This is a genomic window from Paraburkholderia jirisanensis (genome assembly GCF_054782355.1).
The window spans coordinates 592,422-614,013 of record NZ_BAAGSQ010000021.1; the positions used below are offsets into that span (position 1 = coordinate 592,422).

At 64.9% G+C, this 21,592-nt stretch carries 16 protein-coding genes; 10 read left to right on the top strand and 6 right to left on the bottom strand.

Going from position 1 to position 21,592, the window contains the following annotated elements:
* Positions 1-146: 146 nt before the first annotated feature.
* The gene (locus ACYVNQ_RS11810; protein WP_460902653.1) at positions 147-1,835 is read right to left on the bottom strand and encodes an NAD+ synthase; all 1,689 of its coding nucleotides are present in this window, start codon (positions 1,833-1,835) and stop codon (positions 147-149) included.
* A 234-nt stretch (positions 1,836-2,069) separates the two neighbouring features.
* Between ACYVNQ_RS11810 and ACYVNQ_RS11815 the strand changes: the two genes are divergently transcribed.
* The 3 genes from ACYVNQ_RS11815 to ACYVNQ_RS11825 are packed head-to-tail and all read left to right on the top strand — an operon-like array spanning position 2,070 to position 3,872.
* Complete coding sequence (locus ACYVNQ_RS11815; RefSeq protein ID WP_460902654.1) at positions 2,070-3,239, top strand: GNAT family N-acetyltransferase; 1,170 nt, start codon at positions 2,070-2,072, stop codon at positions 3,237-3,239.
* 7 nt (positions 3,240-3,246) lie between these two features.
* A complete protein-coding gene (locus ACYVNQ_RS11820) occupies positions 3,247-3,555 on the top strand; it encodes a GIY-YIG nuclease family protein (protein ID WP_460902655.1) in 309 nt (102 codons plus the stop codon).
* 32 nt (positions 3,556-3,587) lie between these two features.
* Positions 3,588-3,872, top strand: a complete 285-nt coding sequence (locus tag ACYVNQ_RS11825; RefSeq protein WP_460902656.1) for a hypothetical protein — start codon at positions 3,588-3,590, stop codon at positions 3,870-3,872.
* Positions 3,873-4,044: 172 nt separating this feature from the next.
* Here ACYVNQ_RS11825 and ppa read toward each other — a convergent pair whose 3' ends face one another.
* Positions 4,045-4,572 carry an inorganic diphosphatase gene (ppa, locus tag ACYVNQ_RS11830; RefSeq protein ID WP_460902657.1) on the bottom strand — a complete coding sequence of 176 codons (528 nt, stop codon included), beginning with the start codon at positions 4,570-4,572 and terminating at the stop codon, positions 4,045-4,047.
* Between the two features lie 458 nt (positions 4,573-5,030).
* Between ppa and ACYVNQ_RS11835 the strand changes: the two genes are divergently transcribed.
* From ACYVNQ_RS11835 to ACYVNQ_RS11845, 3 genes are all read left to right on the top strand, one after another.
* Positions 5,031-6,470, top strand: a complete 1,440-nt coding sequence (locus tag ACYVNQ_RS11835) for an aldehyde dehydrogenase family protein (protein ID WP_460902658.1) — start codon at positions 5,031-5,033, stop codon at positions 6,468-6,470.
* 72 nt (positions 6,471-6,542) lie between these two features.
* Positions 6,543-7,301 (top strand): SDR family oxidoreductase, encoded by a 759-nt coding sequence (locus tag ACYVNQ_RS11840; protein WP_460902659.1) that lies wholly within the window; start codon positions 6,543-6,545, stop codon positions 7,299-7,301.
* A 205-nt stretch (positions 7,302-7,506) separates the two neighbouring features.
* On the top strand, positions 7,507-8,826 hold the full coding sequence (locus ACYVNQ_RS11845) for an MFS transporter (protein WP_460902660.1): 1,320 nt from the start codon (positions 7,507-7,509) through the stop codon (positions 8,824-8,826).
* An 88-nt stretch (positions 8,827-8,914) separates the two neighbouring features.
* Here the strand turns inward: ACYVNQ_RS11845 and ACYVNQ_RS11850 are convergent, their stop codons facing one another.
* Genes ACYVNQ_RS11850 through hemC form a run of 3 tightly spaced genes read right to left on the bottom strand, consistent with a single transcriptional unit; the run spans position 8,915 to position 13,139 of the window.
* Positions 8,915-10,105 carry a heme biosynthesis HemY N-terminal domain-containing protein gene (locus ACYVNQ_RS11850; protein ID WP_460902661.1) on the bottom strand — a complete coding sequence of 397 codons (1,191 nt, stop codon included), beginning with the start codon at positions 10,103-10,105 and terminating at the stop codon, positions 8,915-8,917.
* 2 nt (positions 10,106-10,107) lie between these two features.
* Positions 10,108-12,156, bottom strand: a complete 2,049-nt coding sequence (gene hemDX / locus ACYVNQ_RS11855) for a fused uroporphyrinogen-III synthase HemD/membrane protein HemX (protein WP_460902662.1) — start codon at positions 12,154-12,156, stop codon at positions 10,108-10,110.
* On the bottom strand, positions 12,156-13,139 hold the full coding sequence (gene hemC / locus ACYVNQ_RS11860; protein ID WP_460902663.1) for a hydroxymethylbilane synthase: 984 nt from the start codon (positions 13,137-13,139) through the stop codon (positions 12,156-12,158). Before hemC ends, hemDX begins: the two co-directional genes overlap by 1 nt.
* A gap of 512 nt (positions 13,140-13,651) precedes the next feature.
* Here hemC and ppc point away from each other — a divergent pair.
* Positions 13,652-16,768, top strand: a complete 3,117-nt coding sequence (gene ppc, locus ACYVNQ_RS11865; RefSeq protein WP_460902664.1) for a phosphoenolpyruvate carboxylase — start codon at positions 13,652-13,654, stop codon at positions 16,766-16,768.
* A gap of 115 nt (positions 16,769-16,883) precedes the next feature.
* Here ppc and ACYVNQ_RS11870 read toward each other — a convergent pair whose 3' ends face one another.
* Entirely contained in the window at positions 16,884-17,636 is a 753-nt protein-coding gene (locus ACYVNQ_RS11870) for a class I SAM-dependent methyltransferase (RefSeq protein ID WP_460902665.1), read from the bottom strand.
* A 153-nt stretch (positions 17,637-17,789) separates the two neighbouring features.
* Here ACYVNQ_RS11870 and ACYVNQ_RS11875 point away from each other — a divergent pair, with 153 nt between their 5' ends.
* The 3 genes from ACYVNQ_RS11875 (at position 17,790) to ACYVNQ_RS11885 (ending at position 21,516) form a co-directional block, all read left to right on the top strand.
* Entirely contained in the window at positions 17,790-18,605 is an 816-nt protein-coding gene (locus ACYVNQ_RS11875) for a helix-turn-helix transcriptional regulator (protein ID WP_460902666.1), read from the top strand.
* Positions 18,606-18,720: 115 nt separating this feature from the next.
* Positions 18,721-20,127: an argininosuccinate lyase gene (gene argH, locus ACYVNQ_RS11880; RefSeq protein ID WP_460902667.1), complete on the top strand. Its 1,407-nt coding sequence runs from the start codon at positions 18,721-18,723 to the stop codon at positions 20,125-20,127.
* Between the two features lie 387 nt (positions 20,128-20,514).
* The gene (locus tag ACYVNQ_RS11885) at positions 20,515-21,516 is read left to right on the top strand and encodes a hypothetical protein (protein ID WP_460902668.1); all 1,002 of its coding nucleotides are present in this window, start codon (positions 20,515-20,517) and stop codon (positions 21,514-21,516) included.
* Positions 21,517-21,592: the final 76 nt, after the last annotated feature.

Here is a 21,592-nt window from a genome sequence, read left to right on the forward strand (position 1 = left end):
CTGCGTTACGCGCATTACCAGCACGCCGGCGCACACAGCGCGGTTCGGCGACGGCGCACGCGACGCGCTGCATCGATTCGGCGCATGGACGCCTGCGCATGCACCATCGAGCAGCATGAGCGGCGCCGGTCAGCACAAAGCGCGCCTTACTCGAGCGGTTCCGTATAGCGCGACGTGATCGGATAGCGCCAGTCGCGGCCGAACGCGCGATGCGTGACGCGAATCCCGATCGGCGCCTGACGACGCTTGTACTCGTTGATCTTGATCAGCCGCGTGACGCGCTTGACGTCGTCCGGCGCATAACCAGCCGCGACGATTTCGGCGAGCGACCGGTCTTCTTCCATGAACATCCGCATGATCGCATCGAGCGTATCGTACGGCGGCAGGCTGTCCTGGTCGGTCTGGTTGTCGCGCAGTTCCGCAGACGGCGCGCGCGTCAGGATCCGTTCCGGGATCACGTCGCGCTTCGCGAAGCTGTCCGCCGCGTTACGGTAGTGACACAGCCGGTACACCAGCGTCTTGGCGATGTCCTTGATCACCGCGAAGCCGCCGGCCATGTCGCCGTACAGCGTGCAGTAGCCCACTGCCATCTCGCTCTTGTTGCCGGTGGTCAGCACCAGCGAACCGAACTTGTTCGACAGCGCCATCAGCAGCGTGCCGCGGATACGCGCCTGGATGTTCTCTTCGGTCGAATCTTCGGCGCGGCCCGCGAATTCATCGGCGAGCGACGTGCGGAACGCATCGAACATCGGCGCGATCGCAATCTCGTCGTAACGCACGCCGACGCGTCGCGCCATGTCGGCCGCATCGGTCGTGGAGATATCGGCGGTATAGCGCGACGGCATCATCACTGCGCGCACACGTTCGGCGCCAAGCGCATCGCACGCGATGGCCAGCACCAGCGCCGAATCGACGCCGCCCGACAAACCGATGACCACGCCCGGAAAACCGTTCTTGTTGATGTAATCGCGCACGCCGAGCACCAGCGCCGCATACACCTGCGCCTCGACCGGTAACTCCGGCGCGATCGCAGCCGGCACCGGCCGCGCACCGTCGAATTCGACGATCGCATGCCCTTCGTCGAACTGCGCCATCTTCGCGACCACCTCGCCCTGCGCATCGAGCACGAACGAGCCGCCGTCGAACACCAGCTCGTCCTGGCCGCCGACCATGTTCACATAGACCATCGGCAGCCCGGTCTCGCGAATCCGCGCGCGCAGGATGTCGATGCGCACCGCTTCCTTGTTCATGTGATACGGCGAGCCGTTCGGCACCAGCAGCACCTGCGCGCCAGCCGCCTTCGCGAGCTGCGCGGCCGACGCATGCCACACGTCCTCGCAGATCACCACGCCGTACCTGACGCCGTCGAGCTCGAACACGAACGGCTGCGGATCGGCGGCGAAGTAGCGCTTCTCGTCGAACACCTCGGTGTTGGGCAGATCCTGCTTCAGATAGGTGCCGACGATCTCGCCGTCGACGATCAGCGACGCCGCATTGAAGGTATCGACTGGCGGCAGGCCGCGCTCGATCGGCGCGTTTGCATTACCATGGCCGTGCGCCGGATCGCGGTGCGGATGGCCGACCACCACGTGCAAGCCTTTCAAAGGCTTCAGTTGCGCGGCGAGGTCGGCTAGCGCCGCGGCGCTAGCCGCATAGAACGCCGGGCGCAGCAGCAGGTCTTCGGGCGGATAGCCGGAGATCGCGAGTTCCGGTGCGATCAGCAGCTTCGCGCCGTCGTTGTGTGCGGCGCGCGCGGTGGCGACGATCTTCGCGACGTTACCGGCGAAATCGCCGACGGTGACATTGAGTTGGGCAAGAGCGAGGCGGGTTTTCATGAGGTCTTCAAGGCAGGATCGGAGGCAAGCCTGATGGCTTGCCGTCTGAGGCGGCAATATGGGCCTGATGGCCGAACGGACGACGTGACGCTACATGACGTAACTTGGCTTGAAGCGCACGCGCTGCCACGAAGCCACCGCAGCACGCTGCGCAACAGGGACTAACATCGGCGCGCGACCAGCAACACGGCGCGCCCGAACGATCGACTACGGTCAAGCAAACGGTCAAGCAGATTGAATCAGGAACGCTTTGATTATCGCACGGGCATACTGACGTCGCCGTCGGAAGTGGACGCGGCCGAATGGAACGCCCTGCTCGCCCGCCAGGCGCAGCCTACGCCGTTCTTGCGGCACGAATTTCTGAGTGCGCTGCAGGACACGCGCTGCGCGGTGCCCGACGCCGGCTGGGGCGCGCAGTTCGTCACGCTGACCGACCCGCGCACCGGCAAGCTCGCGGCTGCCGCGCCGGTTTATCTGAAGGGGCACTCGTACGGCGAGTACGTGTTCGACTGGGCATGGGCCGATGCGTACAAGCGCAACGGCCTCGAATACTATCCAAAGCTGCTGTGCGCGGTGCCGTTCACGCCGGTGCAAGGCACGCGGCTGATGGCCACCGACGAACACGCGCTGCGTCATCTGGCGGCAACATTGCTTGCGTTTGCGGAGCAGACGGATGTGTCGTCGCTGCACGTGCTGTTTCCGACCGAGCAGGAAAACGCCGCGTTGACCGAGCTCGGCATGATGCAGCGCGAAGGTGTGCAGTTTCACTGGCTCAACGACGGCTACCGCGACTTCGACGAATTCCTGTCGACGCTCGAGCAGAAGAAACGCAAGAACATCCGCGCGGAGCGCCGCAAGGTGCGCGATGCGGGCGTCACGTTCCGGCGCATGGTTGGCCGGGACATCTCGGATGCGGATTGGCGCTTCTTCAGCAAGTGCTATCGGCAGACTTACCGCGAGCACTTCTCGAGCCCGTATCTGAATCTCGACTTCTTCCGCACCATCGGCGAAACGATGCCGGAGAACCTGATGCTGGTGATCGCCGAATACGAGGGCAAGCCGATCGCCAGTTCGCTGGTGGTGTTCCAGCGCGACGACGCGACCGGCGGCACCTTGTACGGCCGTTACTGGGGCGCGCTCGAACACGTGCCGTGTCTGCACTTCGAGACGGCGTACTACCAGCCGCTGGAGTTCTGCATCGAGCAGAAAATCGGCACCTTCGAAGGCGGCGCGCAAGGCGAGCACAAGATGGCGCGCGGCTTTTTGCCGACCGTCACGCGTTCCGCGCACTGGCTCGCGCATCCCGCCTTCGCCGATGCGGTATCGCACTTTCTCGATAACGAAGCGAATCACATTCACGCGTACGTCGACGAACTGCGCGAACGCAATCCGTTCAAGGAGTAGGCGCGCGATGGCGTGGTTTCTCTACCTGCTCGAATGCGACGACGGCAGCGTCTACACCGGCATTGCTGTCGATGTCGCGGCGCGCTTCGACAAGCATTGCAACGGCACCGGCGCGCGTTATACGCGGGCGCGCAAACCGGTGCGGCTGCTGGCTTCGTTCGAACTGGCGGACCGGGCTAGCGCGTCGCGTGCCGAGTACTGGGTAAAGCGGCTGCCGCCGGCGGGCAAACGCGCACTGGCGGCGGGGACCAAAACGCTGGAATCGGTGCTGCCCGCTGTCGACGTTGTCGAGGATGCTGCCGGCGAAACCGATTGAAACTGCGGGTTAACCGAGAGGAGACCGATGCCATGGAACGCGCTCAATTCCTTGCAGCGGCGCGGCAGCTGGCCGCCGCAGCCGACATTCTGGCGAAATCCGGACCCTTGGCCCAAAGGTCCGACGCATTGCAGATGCTCGCGCAATTTGGCGATCACGACCGTCGTCCCGGGCACAACGCAAGCGCCGAAATCTCGACAACCGACGACGCGTTATTCATCCAGACGGCGCATGCGGCGTTGACCCTGGTAGGCCGCAATGAATTTGCCGCGGCACATGCGCTTTTACAGCAAGCCCAGCGGTTGTTGCAGACCTGAGCCATCAGACCTGAACTGAATCACACGCCGCGCAAAAGCGCTAGCTCAATAGCAAAGAGGCAAACCAAACCGGTTTGCCTCTTTCGTTTTTACGCCTTGCGACTACGCAGCATTGCTTGTTGCTGCGTTGCTTGTTGCTGCGTTGCTTGTTGCTGCGTTACGCGCTGCCGCCTTACTTCTTGAAATTGGCCGCGCCTTCCGAAATTTCCTTGTGAGCGGCATCGATCCCCGCCCAGCCGTCGACCTTCACCCACTTGCCCTTCTCCAGCGCCTTGTACTGTTCGAAGAAGTGCTTGATCTGGTCCTTCAGATATTCCGGCACGTCGTCGATCGACTTCATATGCGCGGTCATCGGGCAGATCTTGTCGTGCGCGACGGCAACCAGCTTCGCGTCGACGCCCGATTCGTCGGTCATCTGCAGCATGCCGAGCGCGCGGGCGCGCACCACGGAGCCGGCCAGCAGCGGGAACGGTGTGATCACCAGCACGTCGACCGGGTCGCCGTCACCGGACAGCGTCTGCGGGATGAAGCCGTAGTTCGCCGGATAGCGCATGCCGGTGCCGATGAAACGGTCGACCACCAGCAGGCCCATATCCTTGTCGGCCTCGTACTTCACCGGATCGCTTTGCGCGGGAATCTCGATGATGACGTTGAAGTCTTGCGGAAGATCCTTGCCGGATGGGACGTTGTTGAAGCTCATGGCGCTCTCTGATCAGGATGAAAACGGGGACACGGCGTGCGGCCGGCAGCGGGTAGGCATCGGTGATGCGCGGGGCGATGCACGATCGGCACATGCCCAGCAGCCGCTGCCGCGGGCCGCACACTGCGGAATGCGCCATTATAGCCAATCGGCGGATGCTCTCCGGCGGCATTCGGCGCGATAATCGCTTGAGTCGTCCGGTCACGTGCGCTTGCGCTTACGGCGCTGCGCAGCAACGCATCGCGCATGACCGGGGCGCCACGGGCCTTGCGCGGCGCGGCCCAGCGGCGGGCTTCATGGATTTGCTTTACAGACCGCTTCATAGGCTCGCTTTACAGACTCGCTTTACAGACTCGCTTTACAGACTCGCTTCACAGACTGCTTCACACGCCCGCACGACACCCGCTCAGGGTCACCTCGCGCGGGCCTCCCAACATCCCTTCACACGAGGAGCATGCATGGAAGAGGCAAAACATTTCATCGGCAATGAATGGACCGCACCGGCCGGCGGCGAGACGATCGCCGTACTCGATCCGTCGGATGGCCAGCCGTTCGCGCGTCTCGCGCGCGGCAATGCCACCGACATCGATCGTGCCGTACAGGCCGCACGGCGAGCCTACGAAGGCACGTGGGGCGGCTTGAGCGCCGCCGAGCGCGGCCGCCTGCTCTACCGGCTGTCGATGCTGGTCGCCACCCGTCACGAAGAGCTCGCGCAACTCGAAGCACGCGACACCGGCAAGCCACTGCGCCAGGCACGCGCCGATGCCGCCGCGCTCGCGCGCTATTTCGAGTTCTACGCAGGCGCCGCCGACAAGCTGCACGGCGAGACGCTGCCGTATCAAACCGGCTATACGGTGTTCACGATCCGCGAGCCACACGGCGTGACCGGGCATATCGTGCCGTGGAACTACCCGATGCAGATTTTCGGCCGCAGCGTCGGCGCGGCGCTCGCCACCGGCAATGCCTGCGTCGTGAAGCCAGCGGAAGACGCGTGCCTGTCGGTGCTGCGCGTCGCCGAACTGGCCGCCGAAGCGGGCCTGCCGGCCGGTGCGCTGAACATCGTCAGCGGCTTCGGCCACGAAGCGGGCGCGGCCCTCGCGCGGCATCCTGGCATCGATCACATCTCGTTCACCGGGTCGCCGGAAACCGGCAAGCTGGTCACGCAGATGGCCGCCGAAAACCACGTACCGGTCACGCTCGAGCTAGGCGGCAAGTCGCCGCAAATCGTATTCGCCGACGCCGATTTCGATGCCGCGTTGCCGGTGCTGGTCGCCGCGATCGTGCAAAACGCCGGGCAAACCTGCTCGGCCGGCAGCCGCGTGCTGATCGAGCGCGCCGCGTACGAACCGCTGCTCGATCGCCTCGCGGGCGCATTCAGCAAGCTGCGCGTCGGGCCGTCGCAGGCCGACCTCGACTGCGGGCCGCTGATCAGCGCCAAACAGCAGCAGCGCGTGTGGGACTTTTTATCGGATGCGCAGCACGACAACATCGCGATGGCCGCGCAAGGCCAGGTGATCGCCGAAGCGCCGGAAAGCGGCTTCTATCAGGCGCCGACGCTGCTGCGCGATGTGCCGCCCGCGCATCGCCTCGCGCGCGAGGAAGTGTTCGGACCAGTGCTGGCCGCGATGCCGTTCAACGATGAAGAAGAAGCGCTGAAGCTGGCCAACGGCACGTCATACGGTCTGGTCGCCGGCATCTGGACGCGCGACGGTGCGCGGCAAATGCGCATTGCGCGGCGCGTACGCTCGGGCCAGGTGTTTATCAACAACTACGGCGCGGGCGGCGGCGTGGAGCTGCCGTTTGGCGGCGTCAAGCACTCGGGGCATGGGCGCGAAAAAGGCTTTGAAGCGCTGTACGGCTTTACCGTGCTGAAGACGATCGCGATCCGCCACGGTTGACGAAAAGCGGCACAGCGGTCGATCCGCTGAAGCCGCAGCACCACCCAACGCACTACACATGAAGGAGACACCATGCGGTTGAAAGACAAAACAGCGGTCGTCACCGGCGCCGGCTCGGGCTTTGGCGAAGGCATCGCGAAGACCTACGCGAAACAAGGCGCGAACGTCGTCGTCAACGATGTGAACGGCGCGGCCGCCGAGCGCGTCGCGAGCGAGATCGCGCTGGCGGGGGGCAAGGCGATCGCGGTGGCCGGCGACATCACGCGCCGCGACGACTGGCGCGCGCTGCGCGAAGCAGCACTGGAAGACTTCGGCAGCGTACAGATCGTCGTCAACAATGCGGGCACCACGCATCGCAACAAGCCGGTGCTCGACGTCACCGAGGCCGAGTTCGACCACGTCTACGCGGTCAACGTGAAGGGCATCTACTGGAGCGTGCAGGAGTTCGTACCGTACTTTCGCGAGCGCGGCGGCGGCGTGTTCGTCAATGTCGCGTCCACCGCGGGCGTGCGGCCGCGGCCGGGCCTCGTCTGGTACAACGGCAGCAAGGCGGCGGTGATCATCGCCAGCAAATCGCTTGCAGTCGAACTCGGCCCAGACCGCATTCGTGTGAACTGCGTGAACCCGGTGATCGGCGAAACCGGATTGTTGACGCAGTTCATGGGTGTGGAAGACACGCCGGAAAACCGCCAGCGTTTTCTCGCGACGATTCCGCTCGGCCGTTTCTCGACGCCGCAGGATATCGCGAATGCTTGCCTGTACCTCGCATCGGACGACGCGGAGTTCGTCACCGGCGTATGCCTCGAAGTAGACGGCGGTCGCTGCGTATAACGCTGTCTGACTAATACCGCCCGACACGCACCGGCGCTCACGCTAACCGCGCCGGCTGCGCGCATCAACCATGCCGGCCGGCGCCCGCGCGCGCCGGCTGTCCGCTGCGTTGTGCTCAGTGTTTTCCCCGAAGCCGCAAGCCTCTTGTCAGGTGCAGAATCGCCATCGGCGGTACTTCTTTCTACAAGAACGACGAGGAGACACCATGGCCAGTCCAGCGAATCCGCTTCATCCATCCGGCGCGGGCGCGCCGCCCTCCAGTTTCGAAGAAGCCACTTACCGCAAGGTCGCCTGGCGCCTCACTCCGCTGTTGATGCTGTGCTACGTGGTCGCGTATCTGGACCGCGTCAACGTCGGCTTCGCGAAGCTGCAGATGCAATCGGATCTGGCTTTGAGCGATGCGGTGTACGGCTTCGGCGCCGGCATTTTCTTTATCGGCTATTTCATCTTCGAGATCCCGAGCAACGTGATCCTGCACCGGGTCGGCGCGCGGGTGTGGATCGCGCGGATCATGGTGTCGTGGGGCATCGTGTCGATGCTGACGATGTTCGTCACGACCACGACGATGTTCTACGTGATGCGCTTTCTGCTCGGTCTCGCGGAAGCCGGGTTCTTCCCCGGCATCATCCTGTACCTGACGTACTGGTATCCGGCGCACCGGCGCGGCCGCATGACGACGTGGTTCATGACGGCAATCGCGCTATCCGGCGTAATCGGCGGGCCGCTGTCCGGCTACATCCTGAAGGCATTCGACGGCGCGAACGGCTGGCACGGCTGGCAGTGGCTGTTCCTGCTTGAAGGGATACCGTCGGTGGTGGTCGGCATCCTCGTGTTCTTCGTGCTCGACGACCGCATCGCCAAAGCAAACTGGCTATCCGAGGAAGAGCGCAAGCTGCTCCAGCGCAATATCGAAGCCGAAGACGCCACCAAGGAAGACCCGCCGATCCGCGCCGTGCTGTCGAGCCCGCGCGTATGGCTGATGAGCCTGATCTATTTTTCGTTCGTGATCGGCCTGTACGGCGTGAGTTTCTGGCTGCCGACGCTGATCAAGGCAACCGGCGTGAAGGACGCGTTCACGATCGGCTTGCTGTCGGCGATTCCGTTTGCAGCGGCCGTGGTCGCAATGGTGCTGATCTCCCGCAGTGCCGACCGGCTGCGGGAGCGGCGCTGGCACCTTGCGCTGCCGGCATTCGCGGGCGCGCTGGGGCTGGTGCTGTCGGTGACGTGGGCGAACAGCACGCTGCTCGCGATGGCCGCGCTGACCCTCGCGACGATGGGCATTCTGACTACGCTGCCGCTGTTCTGGAGTTTGCCGACCGCGTTTCTCGCGGGCACGGGTGCGGCGGCCGGGATTGCGATGATCAATTCGATCGGCAATCTGGCGGGTTTTCTTGGGCCTTATGCGGTGGGCTGGTTGAAGCAGGCGACGGCGGCGAACGATTCCGGCATGTATCTGCTGGCGGCGTTCATGGCGCTGGGCGGGATATTGGCGATCAGTGTGCCGGCGCGGCTGGTGGACAAGTAGAGGTGACGGAGTGCGAAGTCGACGCTTCAGTCCAGCAGCGTCGACTCGCAAAACGCCCGCGCATCGCAAGCGCGGCGGCGGCTCAAATTCAAACTACATTCATCGCCAGCGCGCTCTGCCGATAATGCTCGCTAGCCTTATCCGCATCGCCCAGTTGCTCGTGCAACCTCGCCAGCGCGCGATGCGAGCGGATCTTCAACGGTTCGTTATCAGCCGAGCGCAAAGCCGCCTCGAGGAACGACTGCGCCTTGCCCCACAACTGCTGATGCAGACACAAACGGCCCAGCGCAAATAGCAAATCCGCATCGTCCGGGCGCTCTTTCTGCCAGGCCTCGGCCTTTTGAATCAGCGGCAATGCATCGCCGCCCGTGGTATCCGGATAGCGCCGCAATAGCCGCGCATCCCAGTTCTGCGCGAGCGCTTCTTCAACCACCTTGCGCGCGTCCTGCGGCCGGTTCAACGCCACCAGCAATTCCGCCGCGAGATCCGCCAGCCGCGGCGAATGCCGTTCCACCGGCGACAGCGAGTTCCACAACTCGAGCAGCGCATCCGCGTTATGGCGCCGGTCACGCAGCAGATTCTCCGCAGCCAGCTGACGCAAGCGCACCGCCACTGCCGGATGAATTGCCTCACGCTTTTCCAGCGTCTTCACCAGCTTCAGCACTTCGCTCCAGTTCTTCAGCTGTTGCTGCGCGCGCAGCGCGATCTGCTGCGCGTGAATCCGCCGGCCGCCCTGCGATTGCATTTCCAGCAGCGCGGCCAGCGCGCCGTCGGCATCGCGGCCGTCCGCGCGCATATCGGCAGTAGCCATCAAACGCGCGTCTTGCCAGTCGGCTGCATCGATCTGCGCGAGCCATTCGTCGCGGCGCGCGTACTCATGCATCCGGTGCGCCGCATTCGCGGCGATCAACCCGGCCGCGCCCTTGTTCTCAGCATGCGCGAGCGAATCGCGCGCCGCTTTTTCCGCGCGCGAGAAACGGCCCGCGTACAGGTTGCCGATCGCGTCGCGCAACGCCGCGTGCGCCTTCGCCACCCGCGAGCGGGCACGATACGCGGCCACCCGCTGCGGCATGCGCCAGATATTGCGGGCGATACGCGTCACCGCGTACAGCACGATAAACACCACGATGATCGCGACGATAAACAGGTTCAGCGAAATATCGACGCGATACGGCGGATAAACGAGCAGCACCTGCCCGGTATCGAAGCGCCCGGTGATCGCGAGCACCACCGCGATGACGAACAGGAAGGCGAGCCACAGGAGTCCTCGAAGCGCCATCGTCAGCTCCGGCTGCGGTATTGATGCACGGCTTGCAGGCTCGTGTCGAGATTCGGCAGGTCGACTGCGCCCGAGCCGTCGTCCACTTCCTTCACGAGGTTGCGCACGGTCTGCGTGTTCTTCGACGATGCATCGAAGTAGCGCGTGAGCGACGCGTCCGCTGCATGCAGGTCGGACTTCAGCGTGACCTGGTTGCGCGCGAGCAGCGCGAGCCGCGCGGACAGCAGGCGCAGTTTCAGGTTCTCACGCAGGAAGTAGCCTTGATCCGGCGACACCAGCATCGCATCCGCATTGTCGATGCGGCGCACCTGCACGAGGCTCGTCAGCTGTTCGCCGATACCGGATGCGAAATGTTGCCACCACACTTTCCAGCGCGGCTCGCCGGTGGCCGCGGCGACCTTGTCGGCATCGGCCGGCGTGGACGCGTGCGGCGTCGCATGCGCGATCGGCGCTTCGCCCGACAGCGGCAAGCTGTCGACCATCTCGATCGCATTGTCGAGCTTGATCGCGAGCCCGGTCAGATCGGTGGACGGCGCGGCTTTCAGCTTGTCGATGTCCTGCGCCAGCGCCTTGCGCACCGCCACCACCTGCGGCGCATCGGATGCCGCGAGCCGCGTATCGGCGCTTTGCAGCGCGAACAGCGCGAGCTGCGTATTGCCGGTGAGCTGTAGCTGCTCGCTCGCGCTCGACAGCATCTGCCCGACTTCCGCCATGGTCCAGTCGTCGCGATTGCGCGCCAGATCCGCATATTGCTGCTGCAAGGCCTGCTGCGCGTTCTGCGCATCGGCCAGCTTGCCTTCCATCTGCGACATCTGCGAATCGGTCTGGCGCACCGTCGCCAGCGCGGCTTCGGTCTTGACGCGCAACTCTGCGGTTTGCGCGTCGTTGGCCTGCTGGCGCTGCGTGAGTTGCTGGTCGAGCTTGATCAGCTTGCGGTTCAGCGCGACGCCGCCCGCCACTGCCGCCAGCAGCACCAATACGATCACCAGCCACAGCAGCCCGTTGCCGCCACGGCGCTGCGGCTGCTGCGCCTCGTACGGCGTGAACGGCTGGTTCGGCGGCAGCGCCTTGGCTGCGGCCGGCTGGGACGGCGGATGAGTGGAAGCAGTCGAGTCAGTCATGCGTGCTTGGGCCGGGTGATCGGAAACCGGTTGAACTTCGGAAGGCGCGACGTGGGACGGCAACGATGACAGCAGTGTGCGGGCAATCCGCTCGTCGCCCGCGCCAGACACCGTAATGCTATCAAAACCCAGTCCCCGCGCGGTTTCGGCGATGCGCGGATGCGGCGCGACGAACGGCGCGCGCTTCAATTGCGTGACTTCGGCGCTGGTCAGATGGTCGCGCGCGAGGTCGGCCAGATTGCGCACACCTTCGGAACTGGTGACGAGCCACACGTGCGGCTCGCCCGCCAGCAGCGCGTGGACGCGCTCCCATGTGCTGACCGACGGATCCGGCACGATGCGCCGGTAGGCGGCTACCGTGTCGACTTCCGCGCCGGCTTCGCGCAGCCGGTCGGCAAGCCATTCGCGGCCGCCGTCGCCGCGCACGATCAGCACGCGCTTGCCTTCGAACGCATTCGCGCCGAGCGCGGCCTCCAGCGCCGCGTAAAGGCCTTCGGAATCGAAACGGGCGTTGTCGTCGTCGGCCGCCGCTTGCGGGCTGATCACCTGATACGCGGGCGCTGCCACACCGTGACGCGCCAGCGCCGCGACACTACCCGGCCCCACCACGCCGACCGGCAGCGCATGCGGCCAGATCGCATCGAAGCGCGCGAACGCACAGTCGATCGCGTTCGGCGACACGAATACCACCAGCGCATAGTTCGCGAGGTCGGCAAAGGCCGCGCGCAGCGGCGCTTCGTCGGCGGCGGGCGCGATATCGATCAGCGGGAAGCCGAGGGTAGCGACACCGGCCGCGGCAAGGCGCGTGGCGAGCTCGCCGGATTGCCCGGCAGGACGCGTCAGCACGACGGTCGGACGGCGCTGCGAAGCCTCTCTTGCGCCGTTGCCCGACGGCGCCTTGCGCGAGTTGTCTTGCGAGCCGGCCGCCATTACGCGCCAGTCGGCTTGTCGGCCGCGGACGACAGCTCGCGGACGATGTCGAGTGCGCCTTGCTGCACGAGCTGGCCGGCGACGTCGCGGCCCAGATCGAGCGCGCGCCCGATGGTCTCGGCCGGCGACGAAGCCTGCGCGCTCAACACGCGCTTGCCGTCCGGCGTTGCGACGATGCCGCGCAGATGCAGCGCGCCGTCGCGCCAGATCGCATACGCGCCGAGCGGCACTTCGCAGCTGCCGCCGAGCGCGCGCGACACCATGCGCTCCGCTTCGACCGCCGCCGCCGTATGCAGGTGATGCAGCGGCGCGAGCCACGCGGCCAGCTCAGGCCGGCCCGCGCGAATCTCGATACCGAGCGCGCCCTGTCCCGCGGCAGGCAGGCTGTCGGCAGGATCGAGCAGACAACGGATGCGCTCGGCCAGACCCAGCCGCTTCAAACCCGCGGCGGCCAGAATGATCGCCGCGTAGTCGCCGCGGTCGAGCTTCGCCAGACGCGTATCGAGATTGCCGCGCAGCGGCTTCACTTCCAGATGCGGGTAGCGCGCGCGCAACAGCGCTTCGCGCCGCAGGCTCGAGGTGCCGACCACACTGCCCGGCGGCATCGCGCCCAACGAGTCGTACTGATTGGAGACAATCGCATCGCGTGCATCCTCGCGCTCGAGTATCGTGCTCAACTCGAAGCCGGGCGGCAGCTGCATCGGCACGTCTTTCAGCGAATGGACCGCGAGGTCGGCGCGCCCGTCGGCCAGCGCGTTTTCGAGTTCTTTGACGAACAACCCCTTGCCGCCGACCTTCGACAGCGTGCGATCGAGAATCTGATCGCCGCGCGTGGTCATGCCGAGGATTTTCACGTCGCAGGACGGATATAATTTGTGCAGTGCACTGCGCACATGCTCGGCCTGCCACATCGCAAGGCGGCTTTCACGCGAAGCGATCACAAGCGTGCTGGGCGGGTTCGCTGAGAGCGTTTCGGGGTTCATTGCTGGATCATCAAGGGTGGACCACGGTAGCGCGGGAATCGACAACAAACAATGTTAGCACGCGCGTCAAGGTGCACCGCCCGGTACCCTGCCGCGTTGTTGATCATGACAGTCAACGAGGAGACGGCGCGCGCAGGGGTTCCGGCGCAGCGCGCATTCAACGCAGTACGAAGGCGGTACGTGGCAGGCACGCGGCGGCAAAACCCCGCGGCCGTGCACGGTCGTTCGCGCATCGGCAGACCGCCTGCGCGATGATGCAGTGCAGTGTGACGCCATGCCGCTCGTCCTCTTTTCATTTCGCCCGGCTCGCGCATCGCGCCGGCCGGCGGCGTTGCGAGGCCGTTCAGGCACAACCGGAACGGCCCGCAACACGCGGCAACGGTGGGAGTTGCGGCAGCCCCGCACAGGCAGCGTCCACTGGCAGTACCTCAGTACCCGCCGTAGTTCAGGCAGCAGTTTTTAGGCAGTTGCAGTCATCTTCTTTAGACCCTGGCTTTCCAAGGAAACCCATCGTGACGTCTTTCGGATCGGCGCGCACCGCGCGCCGCAACACTGCATCGCTCGAGTCCGGCCACGTCGACACTCAGAGCGCTTCCGCCACGCCAACGGCCGCCGTCAAGGCTGCGAAAGACGGCAAAAACAGCAAGACCAAACCGGTTAAACAGGCGAAAGACGCCGCGCGACCCGGCAAAGGCGCTAAGGAGACCAAAGCCGCGGTGAAGGCGGCAAAGGTCGACACCAAGGCCGACAAGGCCGTGAAAGCGCGGCAAGCCGCCGCCGCTGCCGGCAGCGCGCCGTCGCCGGCCGCCGCGAAAGACGGCCGCAACCGCGAAGACAAAGACCAGCCGCTGTTCGAAGACATCCGCTATCTGGGCCGCTTGCTCGGCGACGTGTTGCGCGAGCAGGAAGGCGACGCGGTGTTCGACGTGGTCGAAACGATCCGCCAGACGGCGGTGCGCTTTCGCCGCGAGGACGACACGGCGGCCTTGCAGACCCTCGACAAGAAACTGCGCGCGCTGAACCCCGCGCAGACGGTCAGCGTGGTGCGGGCGTTCAGCTACTTCTCGCACCTGGCGAATATCGCGGAAGACCGGCACCGCAACCGCCGCCACCGGATTCACGAACTGGCCGGTTCGTCGTCGCAGCCGGGCACGGTCGCGCACGCGCTGGAGCGCCTCGAGGAAGCCGGCGCGGCGGCGACGCCGGTGCTGCAGCAGTTCTTCGACGACGCGCTGATCGTGCCGGTCCTGACCGCGCACCCCACCGAAGTGCAGCGCAAGAGCATTCTCGATGCGCAGCACGACATCGCCCGGCTGCTGGCCGAACGCGACCAGCCGTTGACGGTACGCGAGCGCGCGCAAAACGACGCGCTGCTGCGCGCCCGCGTCACGTCGCTGTGGCAAACCCGCATGCTGCGCGAGTCGCGGCTGACGGTGGCCGACGAGATCGAAAACGCGTTGTCGTACTACCGCGCGACTTTCCTCGAAGAAATCCCGGCGCTGTACGCGGACATCGAAGCGGCGCTCGCCGAGCACGGTCTCGATGCGCGGCTGCCGCCGTTCTTCCAGATGGGCAGCTGGATTGGCGGCGACCGCGACGGCAACCCGAACGTCACCGCACCGACGCTCGAGCACGCGATCACGCGCCACGCTTCAGTAATCTTCGAACACTATCTGGAGCAGATTCACAAGCTCGGCGCGGAGCTGTCGGTATCGAACCTGCTGGCCGGCTGCAGCGACGCGCTGACGACGCTAGCCGACGCGTCTCCAGACCGCTCGCCGCATCGTGTCGACGAACCGTACCGGCGCGCGCTGATCGGCGTCTACGCACGGATGGCGGCCACCGCGCGCGAGCGGCTCGGTGAAGGCGCGATCACGATGCGCCCGGTGCAGCACGAAGCACAGCCGTACGCGGACGCCGACGAATTCGCCCGCGACCTGAACGTGCTGATCGAATCGCTGGACCAGCGGCACGGTGTCTCGCTCGCCGCGCCGCGGCTGTCGCCGCTGGTGCGCGCCACCGAGGTGTTCGGCTTCCATCTGGCGTCGATCGACCTGCGCCAGAGCTCGGACATCCACGAAGCGGTCATCACCGAACTGCTGCGCCACGCAGGCGTCACCGAGAATTACTCCGCCCTGCCCGAAGCCGACAAGCTGCAGGTGCTGCTGGCCGAACTCGCGCAGCCGCGTCTGTTGCGCTCGCCGTACGTCAACTATTCGGACCTCGTCAAAAGCGAGCTCGGCGTGCTCGAAGCGGCGCGCGTGATCCGCCAGAAGTTCGGCGTGCGCGCGGTGCGCAACTACATCATTTCGCACACGGAGACGGTCAGCGATCTGGTCGAAGTGATGCTGCTGCAGAAGGAAACCGGCCTGCTGCAAGGCCTGCTCGGCGCCGCGCACTATCCGGCGCGCGCCGGCCTGATGGTGATCCCGCTGTTCGAGACGATTCCCGACTTGCGCAACGCGCCGCACATCATGCGCGATCTGCTGGCGCTGCCGGGCATCGAATCGATCGTCGAGCATCAGGGCAACGAGCAGGAAGTGATGCTCGGCTACTCGGACAGCAACAAGGACGGCGGCTTCCTGACGTCGAACTGGGAGCTGTATCGCGCGGAGCTGGCGCTGGTATCGCTGTTCAACGACCGCGGCATCACGCTGCGCCTGTTCCATGGCCGCGGCGGCACGGTCGGCCGCGGCGGCGGCCCGACCTATCAGGCGATCCTGTCGCAGCCGCCGGGCACCGTCGATGGCCAGATCCGCCTGACCGAGCAAGGCGAAGTGATCGCCAGCAAGTTCGGCAATCCGCAGATCGGCCGGCGCAATCTCGAAACCGTGATCGCGGCGACGCTCGAAGCTTCGCTGCTGCCGCACGGCCATGCGCCCGCCCAGTTGCCGGTGCAACTGCCGGTGTTCGAAGAGACCATGCAAAGCCTGTCCGATGCGGCGATGAAGGCGTATCGCGCGCTGGTCTATGAGACGCCCGGCTTTACCGACTACTTCTTCTCGTCGACGCCGATCGCCGAAATCGCGGAACTCAATATCGGCAGCCGGCCCGCGTCGCGCAAGCTGCAGGACCCGAAGCAGCGCAAGATCGAAGACCTGCGGGCGATTCCGTGGGGCTTCTCGTGGGGCCAATGCCGGCTGCTGCTGACCGGCTGGTATGGCTTCGGCAGCGCCGTCGGCGGCTGGCTCGACGAAGCCGGCAGCGACGCCGAGCGCACCCGCCGGCTGCAGTTGCTGCGCCAGATGCACAAGAGCTGGCCGTTCTTCTCGAACCTGCTGTCGAATATGGATATGGTGCTGGCCAAGACCGATCTGGCGGTGGCGTCGCGGTACGCACAGCTCGTCGAGGACAAGAAGCTGCGCAAGCACGTGTACGAGCGGATCGTCGCGGAATGGGAGCGCGTGTCGAACGTGCTCGCGGAGATTACCGGCAAGAAGGAACGGCTCGCGGATAACCCGCTGCTTGCGCGGTCGATCAAGAACCGCTTTCCGTATCTCGATCCGTTGAATCACCTGCAGGTCGAGTTGCTCAAGCGCCACCGCGCCGGCGAAGACAACGCGCGGCTGCGGCGCGGGATTCACCTGACCATCAACGGGATTGCGGCGGGGTTGCGCAATACGGGTTGATTGTTGAGCGTTGTGATCAGGGCCGGCTTTGCGCCGGCTTCACGCACGCTTTGCGGCGGGCACGTGAATGTCTTGATGAATCGCGTGCCCGCTTTGTTTTCCCCGCCTCGTTTCCTTACCGCGCTTCGACCATCAACGCATCGAGTTCGAACGAGCCATCGGCCTGCACCGCGAAATACTGCTTCACTTCGTCCGGCGCGTTCTCCCAGATCGAGCGGATCGCCACGACCCGCGGCTGCGGCGTACGCATCCGCGTGACCCACGCTTCGAATTCGAGCGGCATGCGCCAGCGCTCGCGCACTTGCGCGCTGAAGCCCGCCTTGGCGAAAAACGCGATCCATTCGTCCGCGCGGTAGTCGCGGATATGCGAGCCGTCGCGCAGCACTTCCACCGCCTGCAAATGCGTGTCAAGCAGCGGATGATCGCTGCCGGCGATGTCGATGAAAATCACCCGGCCGCCCGGCTTCAGCACGCGGCGCACTTCGGCAAGCGCCTGCGGCACGTCATGCCAGTGGTGTGCGCTCAGGCGGCTGATCACCCAGTCGAACGATGCGTCGTCGAACGGCAGGCTTTCGGCGGCACCTTGCTGCGTCGTAATGTTGGGAAAGCCGCGCTCGATGGCGGCGGCGGCCACCGTCGCCAGCATCTGGGGCGCGAGGTCGTAAGCCACCACCGCTGCCGCATGCGGCGCTACCGCAAAGCTCGCATGCCCGGCACCGCAACCCATGTCGAGCACCTTGACGCCCGGCGTCGCCGCAACCTCGGCGGCCAGCGTCTGCAGGTCTTTGCCGGTGGCGTGGACATGGCTCGTCAAATAAGCGGCGGCGGTCGAGCCGAACGCGTCGGCAACCTGTTCCTGATGCTTCATGGGGGGCTCCTCGATCCGTAGCGATAGACGGCAGGCGGAAATCGCCTGCCCGGCCGGCCCGGCAGCGATTTCATGCCGCTACAATAGAGCCTCGCCTGTACCAGTACAAGACAAGTAACTATTCTGGTATCGCCATCACCCGCCTTGCTGAAAATGACGACGCAGTCCAACGACGCCCCACCGCCGCCCCTCGATGCGACGCCCGCGCACGCGCTCGGCGAATTTATCCGCGCCCACCGCGAACGGCTGTCGCCGCTGGCGGTGGGCCTGCCGCCGGGGCCGCGCCGGCGCACGCCGGGCCTGCGGCGCGAGGAAGTCGCCCAGCTGTGCGGCGTGAGCCCGACCTGGTATACGTGGATCGAACAAGGGCGGCCGGTATCGGCCTCGGCGGATGCGCTGGCGCGCATCGCGGTGGCGCTGCAGCTGTCGCGCGCCGAGCGCGCGTATCTGTTCGAGCTTGCCGCGCAGCGCGATCCGGCCGAGCCGGAATCGTCCGGCACCGATACGCCGGCGATGCTGCTGAAAACCGTGCAACTGGTGAACGCGCCCGCCTACGTGCTCGACCGGCAGTGGAACGCGATTGCATGGAACGACCCGGCGGCCGATCTGTTCGTCGGCTGGCTCGACGCCGACCACGACCGCAATCTGCTGCGCTATACGTTTCTGTCGCCGCTCGGGCGCGCGCTGATCGTCGACTGGGAAACTCGCGCGCGGCGGCTTGCCGCCGAATTCCGCGCCGATTCGATCCGCCATCTGAACGACGCGCCGACCCGCGCGCTGATCGATTCGCTCGCCGCCGAAAGCGACGCGTTCGCGCGCTTCTGGGCCTCGCAGGACGTCGGCGAACGCGAAGGCGGCCGGCGCGAGTTCGCCCATCCGCGCGACGGACAAGTGGCCTACGATCAGATCACGTTCAAACCGGCGCATCGCGAGGATCTGAAGCTGGTTGTGCTGATGCGGGAAGGCTAATGCCACCGCCAGGCTGGAACCGCCCCACCCCAATGCTAAAATCCGTGTCTTGCCGTGCGAGCCCCGGCCCCCGCCGCCGTCCGCGTTTTCTTCATTCCGCTTACTGCCCTACACCATGACGTCCCAACTGCACAAAAAAGGCGAAGCCTGGTCGGCTCGCTTCTCCGAGCCGATGTCGGAGCTCGTCAAACGCTATACGTCGTCGGTTTTCTTCGACAAGCGCCTCGCGCTGGTCGACATCGAAGGATCGCTGGCGCACGCGTCGATGCTGGCCGCACAGAAGATCATCGGCGACGACGACCTCGCTTCGATTCAACGCGGTATGGCGCAGATCAAAGGCGAAATCGAGCGTGGCGAATTCGAATGGCAGCTCGATCTGGAAGACGTGCACCTGAATATCGAAGCACGCCTGACCGCGCTGATCGGCGATGCGGGCAAGCGCCTGCATACGGGCCGCTCGCGCAACGACCAGGTGGCCACCGATATCCGGCTGTGGCTGCGCGGCGAAATCGACCGCATCGGCGGCTTGCTGAAGGATCTGCGCGGTGCGCTGATCGATCTGGCCGAGCAGAACGCCGAAACCATCATGCCGGGCTTTACGCACTTGCAGGTTGCGCAGCCGGTGACGTTTGGGCATCACCTGCTGGCGTATGTGGAGATGTTCACGCGCGACACCGAACGGATGCGCGACTGCCGTACGCGGGTGAACCGTCTGCCGCTCGGCGCGGCGGCGCTGGCGGGAACGAGCTATCCGATCGATCGTCATGCGGTGGCGAAGACGCTGGGCTTCGACGGCATCTGCGCGAACTCGCTCGATGCGGTGTCGGACCGGGATTTCGCGATTGAATTTACCGCCGCTTCAGCGCTGGTGATGACGCACGTATCGCGCTTCTCCGAAGAACTCGTGCTGTGGATGAACCCGCGCGTCGGCTTTATCGATCTGGCAGACCGCTTCTGCACGGGTTCGTCGATCATGCCGCAGAAGAAGAACCCGGACGTGCCGGAACTGGCGCGCGGCAAGACCGGGCGTGTGAACGGCCATCTGATGGCGTTGTTGACGCTGATGAAGGGCCAGCCGCTCGCGTACAACAAGGACAATCAGGAAGATAAAGAACCGCTGTTCGATACCGTCGATACGGTGGCGGATACGCTGCGTATCTTTGCCGAGATGGTCGCGGGTATTACGGTGAAGCCGCAGGCGATGCGTGCGGCGGCGTTGCAGGGTTTTTCGACGGCTACCGATCTGGCCGATTATCTGGTCAAGCGTGGGTTGCCGTTCCGGGATGCGCATGAGGCTGTGGCGCATGCGGTGCGGATTTGCGTCGACCGGAATTGCGATCTGGCGGACCTGACGCTTGAGCAGATGCGGAGTGAATTGCCGAACGTCGCGCATCTGATTGGCGATGATGTGTTCGAGTATCTGACGCTGGAAGGGTCGGTGGCGAGCCGGAATCATCCGGGCGGGACGGCGCCGGAGCAGGTTCGGGCGGCGGTAATCGCCGCACGGGCGGCGTTGAAGTAAGGCGACGTGCATCGCGTCGCGTCCCATCGCGCTGCCTGATGCGGTTGCATATAAGGTAAATGTGTTTCAAGCCGGGGCCCGATCTGTGGCTCCGGCTCCGCCGGCTAAAGCTGAGCGCGATAGTCCCAGCCGGTTTCCGTTGGTCCCCCCTCCTCTGTTTTTCCCTGCCTCGTGTGATCGGATCGAGCGGCCTGTGACGCGACATCCCGCTGCCGCGGATTCGCGTGCGCAAGCACATGTGAAGCGCTACGGCCCAGATGCCTGGAATAGGTTTTCCGCGACGAGTGTTGTGTAAGTCAGCTACGTAGCAGCCCTGACACAACAACCGGCGAGTCTCCGATGTTAAAAAAACCTCTTTGCGCTGTACTTGCGTGCGCATTCGCGTTGGTGGCTTCGCCCGTTTCGACCGACGCGGCCGTCGAATCTCACGCGCCCACGCTGACGGGCTTGCGCGCGATCGAAAGCACTTACCATCAGTTGATCGTCGAGCTCGAACATAGCCGCGGCGGTCCGCTCGATACGATGACGCGCTCACGTATTGCGAGCGCCGCGCGTCTGTTTCAGGACACGATGGAGCGCGACGGCGGCGCTCGTGACGATTTGAAGACAGACGCGCATAACATCGTCGCGTCGCTGTCGGATGGGTCGTTCAGTGCGGAAGGTAGTATTCGCGCGCTGCAGCGCGATGCTAAAGGGAGTGTGATCGATGCCGGTGACTGGGACGCTGGGGCGCTTGCGGGAAACCCTGTTCCAATGCCGATTGGCACGCACCTTGATCAGTCTAGCGAAGGCGATTGCGTCGGGATTTCCGTGATCAAGGCGTTTTCGAATACGCCGAGCGGTACAGCGATTTTGAAGCGCGTGGTGACGCAAAGCGCGGATGGGTCGGTTTATCACGTGACCTTGCCGGGTGCGCCGGCGAGTGTGTTTCATGTGCGCGCTAACGAGCTTGATCAGTATGGCAAACATGATCCTGCTGCGGCTGCGATTGTTGGCGCGATGTTCCGCTACTTTCGTAAGGACCCGCGTAACGGCGCGTTGCCGACTAACAAGGTGATGGAGTTGATGGCCGGGCAACTGGGCGATCATGCGCGCTTTACTGATCACGATTCTTCGCCGGAACGCATCACGCGTTTTTTGATGACGTATGCGGAAGGTGTGAGTAGCGGACGTGTGGCAATGGTGTTTGGTGGCAAGCCCGGGCGCAACGGCGAATGGACTCGAGGCGATGGGCATGCGTTTGCGATGATCCGGATCGATCCGGCGGCAGGGATGGTGACTTATACCAATCCGTGGAATGAAGAGACTACGCGGACGATCGCGATTGCGGATCTCGCGCAGCAGGCGGCGGGGACGCCGGCGGATTTTGAGTTGGTGACGTTTAGATGAGTGGTGGTGATGCGCCTGCTTGCTGGCGTCAAGCTTTACAGATCGAGCATTCGCATTGCCAAGGATGCCTTGGTAA